This window comes from Phormidium sp. CCY1219 (assembly GCF_055795085.1).
The window spans coordinates 1-5,130 of record NZ_JAYFEQ010000972.1; the positions used below are offsets into that span (position 1 = coordinate 1).

The window sequence follows — 5,130 nt, forward strand, 5'->3', positions numbered from 1 at the left end:
AGCGAGCGAACCCTTGATCATGGGGGCGGCGTGGTACCCTGTTTGGGTGTCGCCATCCATCTGCCCTTGGCTCCGCTTTCTTTTTTGGGCTGGCTCGGCTCGTCCCAGAAGAAAATTAAAAAAATTACAAAAAAATAACTGTTAGGTCTAACAGTTATTCATTAATTTAATATTCAGTTGATTACCATTTGAATTCTTTTTTCAGAAAAGAGTCGTTTTATTATTAGTTTCATAATCGCTTCCAACTCTTCCTCTGTGGATGCTTCGATAATATTTGCTAAAGAAGGTGGTTGTCGTTTTTCTCCTTTAATAATCTGCACCACTTCCGCGCACGCGCTGCGCGGACGTAACGCTGCGATCGCGCACATTACGCGCCAAATTGTATCGCCAGTTGGATTCTGTTTGCCTTGCCTTATCTTGCTCCAAGTCACTGGCGAGATTCCAGCGACTTCGGAAACTTCTTTGCCTTCAAGCCCTCCTTGTTCCTCAATCAGCCATTCAATAATCGGAGCCGTCGGTTTAGTTTCCATAATGTAACGAATTGTAACAAAATATAGACCGCCAAGTAAATTGGCGGTATAGTGAAATTAGCAAGTATCTCGGTCTGCTTAAAATTCACGGTAATTCTATTATGGCACAAACACCAACATTTTACCAATTGACAAATCAGGAGTGGATCCAAGCTTGGGACGAGCTGAAACCGTCTGAAATCAAGCTTCTTTATTACTTGCGATCGCTTCATCCCTTTGGGGGTCAGCTGACGCTCAAGGTTAAGGAAATCGCAGATATTTTGCGATGCGATCGCAGCACGATTAGCCGCGCCCTGGGACGGTTGTCTGAAAAGGGTTGGATCGCTTTCGAGACGGTTTCTCTTAAGCTTTTAAATGCTGTTCCGGCGCATCATAGCGCGGCACCACATGAGGTAGAACGCGATCGCCCTACACCAATGCGATCGCCACGCACGGAATGCGATCGTCACGCACAGGATGCGATCGCGTCGCACAGCAGTGCGATCGTCACGCAACAATCAGAGCCTGAAACCCGCTCAGAGAAAGAGTTTCAAGAACCCTTAGATCTAAAAGAAGAAAAAGAAAAAAAGACCACCTCGGGTAATCAATTTGAAATTAACAATCCGAAACCAAAATTAGCACCAAAATTGCCAGAGAAAGAAATTCCCACAGATCTGCAGCGCAAATTAGAGGAACTGGGAATTTTGAAAGGAAATAAGGCGGATACGCGCGTGATTCGCGCGATCGCGTCGCGGGATATCTCCCAAGCCTATGGTGCAGCCGCGCACGTGGAAAAGTCTTTTGAGAGCTGTTCCAATCCTACCAGCGTGTTCCTTTTTCAACTGCCTCGGCAACCGATTGAAAAATTAGGGCCGGTGCATCCTGTGATGACCGCTGCAGATTTCGGCATATCTCTCGACTGCCTCAAACGCTGGTATCCCTACACCTGGCGGGAAGCTGCAATTGCTTTCGGATATTCACAGGAAGAAATTAAATAGGAGAATAAGCATGCAATTCAAATTCTATAAAGGCGATCGCGTCCAATGGATTCCTCAAAATGGCGAAGAAATCATCGTCGGAACGATTGAAAAAATTTTTAAAGAAAAGTGCTGGCTACAGCCAGCCGGCGTGGATCGGGTTGGCGAAATTATCAAAGGAATTCCGCTCGATGAAATCGAACTCTATTCCAGTGAGTCGAAGTCTGGCACTGGCTGCAACTTAGAATTTATACAAGGCCAGGAACAGCACAGCAGCACTTGGGCAAAATTTTACGTGCGCGGTTTGGAAGAATGGCAAGTCAAGGAAGATGGGCGCTCGGATAACCATTCAAATTATTTGGAATATGTTTGTTTGGATGTTCCTGAAAATACTGTTTTTACTGTTTTCGAACAAGATGGCACCAAACGAGGCACTGACGGATTTCATTTTTGGATTTGTAAAACTTCTCGCGAAATCAATCGGATAGAAGCCGATTACGAATCGGGAGCGATGGTGAGTGGCAATTTTGAAATTGTTTGCCACGGCGAGGGCAAAACAAAAGCCCCCCGGCTTATGGATTGGTGGGTTGGATTCACAGGGAAATCTGACGACAAGGGGCGATCGCAAACTCAGAAACTCGCTTTTGCTTACCACTGTGCAGAAAATATTAATAAGCGCGGATTAAAGAAGATTCCGGATTTTTCGATGCCGGAATCACCGCCAGCGGAAAATCCGCCGGTGCAAGTTTCCGATGCGATCGCGCAACCAGTTGCGATCGCGCAACCAAAACCAGAAACATTCTGGCTAAATATTGATGAAATCCACGAACATCCGAGCTTTCAGCCACGCGGTGCTGACTACCAGGCCCTTGAAAACAAGGGGATTGATGATGACGTGGTGGCGCAGTATGCAGAATGGCTGGAGTTCAGCGAACCACCAGCAATCGAGGTTTGGTTTGGTGCGATCGCAGATTCTGAGGAACAGTGGTGGCTGTTGGCGGGTCACCACCGAATTCGCGCACTCAAGAAAGCGGAGCGCGATCGCGTGGAATGTTTTTGCAAGGCCAGCACCTACGAAGAGGCGGTCTATCGTGCCTCCGTGAGCAATGCCGGTGACGAACGCGCTCGGCAAATTTATAAGATGCGGCGGCATGAATGGGGCGAGGCTTGCAAACAGTTCCTCCGCGTTTGCGATCGCCTGTCCGAAAATGCGATCGAGGAATTCCTCGATCGCGCTGCGTTATTGACCGGGCAATCCAAAAGGTGGAGTAAGCTTAATGATTCTGCGATTGCCGCTGTGTTTGGGGTAAGTCGTTCCAGCGTAATTCAATATCGCAAGGCTATTGAGCTTGAAAAAGAGATGGTCCCTTTTCAAAAGGGCGATCGCGTTCTTGCGATCGATAATTGTCCGGATTTGATATACAAACATCGGCTTGGAACGGTTGTTCGCAAAAGCAGTGAAGGCTTGTATATTGAATTCGATTATCATCGGATTTCTCATGGTAACTTCCTTCCAAAGCACCTGAAAATTGTTGATGAGCTTCCATTCCAACAGCATCAGTTCAAACCTGGCGATAGGGTTTGGAAAGACAACCAATTTGGAACTGTTGTATGCGTTGAAGAAGATAAACAGTATTCGGGTTATGAATTTGGCGTTTGGTCGCCTGGACCCGATAACCCTGTAGTTTTTTGGGATTGCGGAATCCATACTTGCGAGCTGGATCTTTTTTTGGATTTTGAGGGTGCAGGTGAAGTGCCAGAAATAGAATTTCGTGTTAGTAAGATGCGAGATTATATTTCTTCAATTGAGGAGGACGAAAGTTTAGAAAATCACGAGAAAATCTCTCTTCGAGATAAACTCGAGAAGCAAATCAAAAAATTATCGCCTGATAACTGTCAATCTGAATTCACATCGATTGAGCAAGAAGATGCAGCAAAACGCAAAGAATTGCTGGGTAGAAGCCGTCCTGCTGGCACTGATGGTGCGGAATTACCAGATAAAGATTTTGGCGAAAATCCAGAAACTGTTGTTGGAAAAGATTTTGAGGTTGATTCTTCGGATGAAGCTCGCCTTAATGCGCGTTTATCTGCCGCTCGCAATGCAATTGCAAATCTCAAAATTGATTTGGCAATTTTGCCAAATAGTGATTTGGTTGAAATTCTCAATGCAGTAAAAATCGAATTGGCAAACCGTCACCGGCCAAATTAAGAGGATGTTTGGAGCTGTTATGATGCAGCTCCAAACATTATATTTAGTGAACGGCGGTGATTGGGGGTGGGTGGTGGGGAGCGTTCAGTTTCTTGTCAATAATATAAGGAGTAAATCCATGACAGGATTGATTATTTTCGATAAAGACCAGACCCTGATTGATAGCGCTTGCGGCGAGAAATTCATTCAGTCTCCTACAGACCAACGAATTCTCCCTGGTGCTGCTGAGGCCGTCAGTAATTTTGCAAAGCGCGGATATAAAATTGCGATCGCTAGCAATCAGGGGGGAGTTGAAGCCGGAAAAAAATCTTTTGAAAGTGCGATTGAGGAAATGAAATTTTGCTTGGGATTATTTCCTGAAATTTCTATTGGCTTGATTTGCCCGTGTTACGACGGCAAGTCAGCATGGATGGTCAAACTAAACGATTGGGAAGTTTATCTCCGGCAAAAAATTGGGGTAGGAAGTGGAACTACTAATTTCGGCAATTTTCGTAAACCCGGACCGGGAATGATTAATTTTTTGATTGCTTACTACAAATCAGTGCCAGGTGAAACCTGGTTTATCGGCGATCGCCCCGAAGACGAGCAAGCAGCAGAAGCCGCCGGAACTAATTTTATGGCAGCTGATATTTTGAGGTTGCGTTTTCAGCAGTCAGATAACTGTTAGCTCTAACAGTTATCTGTTTTGTTTTTAATTTGCAGGGTTTTGCAATTCGGGTTTGTCGCCCGAATTGCGATCGCAATCCTGGTGCGTATTTCTGGCGATTCGGGTAGGCACGCTTGCGGATTCGGGTAGCCATCCGCTAAAATATTTTTCCATAATCACAGAGCAATAATATGTAATGTAGCGAGGGAAAAATTATGAGCAGCACTCAGCAGAATCGCTTTACTCCAGCGGAACTTATGGACCGCTACGAAATTAAGAAGGACGCTTATTACAGTCGTTTGAAATACTTGCAAATAAAAAGCAAAAAAGACCCAGAAACTAAGGAAGCTTATCTGGAGCAGCCCGAAGTAGATCTGCTCGATCGCCTTCACGACTGGATTAATGAGACTGGATCGATGAGTGGATTTAAAGAGGAGGGCGGGGAACTGGCGGTGGTCGGCAATTCTGAAATTTCCCAACAGCAAACTAACGGGAAAAATTCAGAGGAAGAAATTTTTGCGGCAGTGAAAGGCGATCGCAGTTCCCAAAAAATTCTCCGCAGATTCGATCGCAGTGCTCAGACGAGTGCGGCGGCTGCATTGGTAGAGGCGAAAAATATCCTCACGGGCGATTACATCGCCAATCCCGATCAACTTGACGAGGATCTCAAAAACCAGGTTTTTTTCGAGGAGAACCCGCAACTGCTGGACCGGCAGTGGGCGGCGCAAAATCTAGCGGCGGCTATTCGAGAGCAGAAGAAACGCAGCTAAATCAGCGAGAATTTATCCT

At 45.9% G+C, this 5,130-nt stretch carries 5 protein-coding genes; 4 read left to right on the forward strand and 1 reads right to left on the reverse strand.

What is annotated here, in order from left to right:
* Window positions 1–173 precede the first annotated feature (173 nt).
* Window positions 174–530 carry a hypothetical protein gene (locus tag AC0QH1_RS31200; protein WP_324635339.1) on the reverse strand — a complete coding sequence of 119 codons (357 nt, stop codon included), beginning with the start codon at window positions 528–530 and terminating at the stop codon, window positions 174–176.
* A 101-nt stretch (window positions 531–631) separates the two neighbouring features.
* Here AC0QH1_RS31200 and AC0QH1_RS31205 point away from each other — a divergent pair, with 101 nt between their 5' ends.
* From AC0QH1_RS31205 to AC0QH1_RS31220, 4 genes are all read left to right on the forward strand, one after another.
* Entirely contained in the window at window positions 632–1,507 is an 876-nt protein-coding gene (locus AC0QH1_RS31205; protein ID WP_324635340.1) for a helix-turn-helix domain-containing protein, read from the forward strand.
* 10 nt (window positions 1,508–1,517) lie between these two features.
* Window positions 1,518–3,695, forward strand: a complete 2,178-nt coding sequence (locus AC0QH1_RS31210; RefSeq protein ID WP_324635341.1) for a hypothetical protein — start codon at window positions 1,518–1,520, stop codon at window positions 3,693–3,695.
* 19 nt (window positions 3,696–3,714) lie between these two features.
* Window positions 3,715–4,362 carry an HAD-IIIA family hydrolase gene (locus tag AC0QH1_RS31215; protein ID WP_324635342.1) on the forward strand — a complete coding sequence of 216 codons (648 nt, stop codon included), beginning with the start codon at window positions 3,715–3,717 and terminating at the stop codon, window positions 4,360–4,362.
* A 194-nt stretch (window positions 4,363–4,556) separates the two neighbouring features.
* Window positions 4,557–5,111, forward strand: coding sequence for a hypothetical protein (locus AC0QH1_RS31220; RefSeq protein ID WP_324635343.1), 555 nt, complete (start codon window positions 4,557–4,559; stop codon window positions 5,109–5,111).
* Window positions 5,112–5,130: the final 19 nt, after the last annotated feature.

Coding starts and splice junctions, on each gene's coding strand:
- AC0QH1_RS31200 (WP_324635339.1), bottom strand. CDS start 530: ATGGAAACTAAACCGACGGCTCCGATTATTGAATGGCTGATTGAGGAA.
- AC0QH1_RS31205 (WP_324635340.1), top strand. CDS start 632: ATGGCACAAACACCAACATTTTACCAATTGACAAATCAGGAGTGGATC.
- AC0QH1_RS31210 (WP_324635341.1), top strand. CDS start 1,518: ATGCAATTCAAATTCTATAAAGGCGATCGCGTCCAATGGATTCCTCAA.
- AC0QH1_RS31215 (WP_324635342.1), top strand. CDS start 3,715: ATGATGCAGCTCCAAACATTATATTTAGTGAACGGCGGTGATTGGGGG.
- AC0QH1_RS31220 (WP_324635343.1), top strand. CDS start 4,557: ATGAGCAGCACTCAGCAGAATCGCTTTACTCCAGCGGAACTTATGGAC.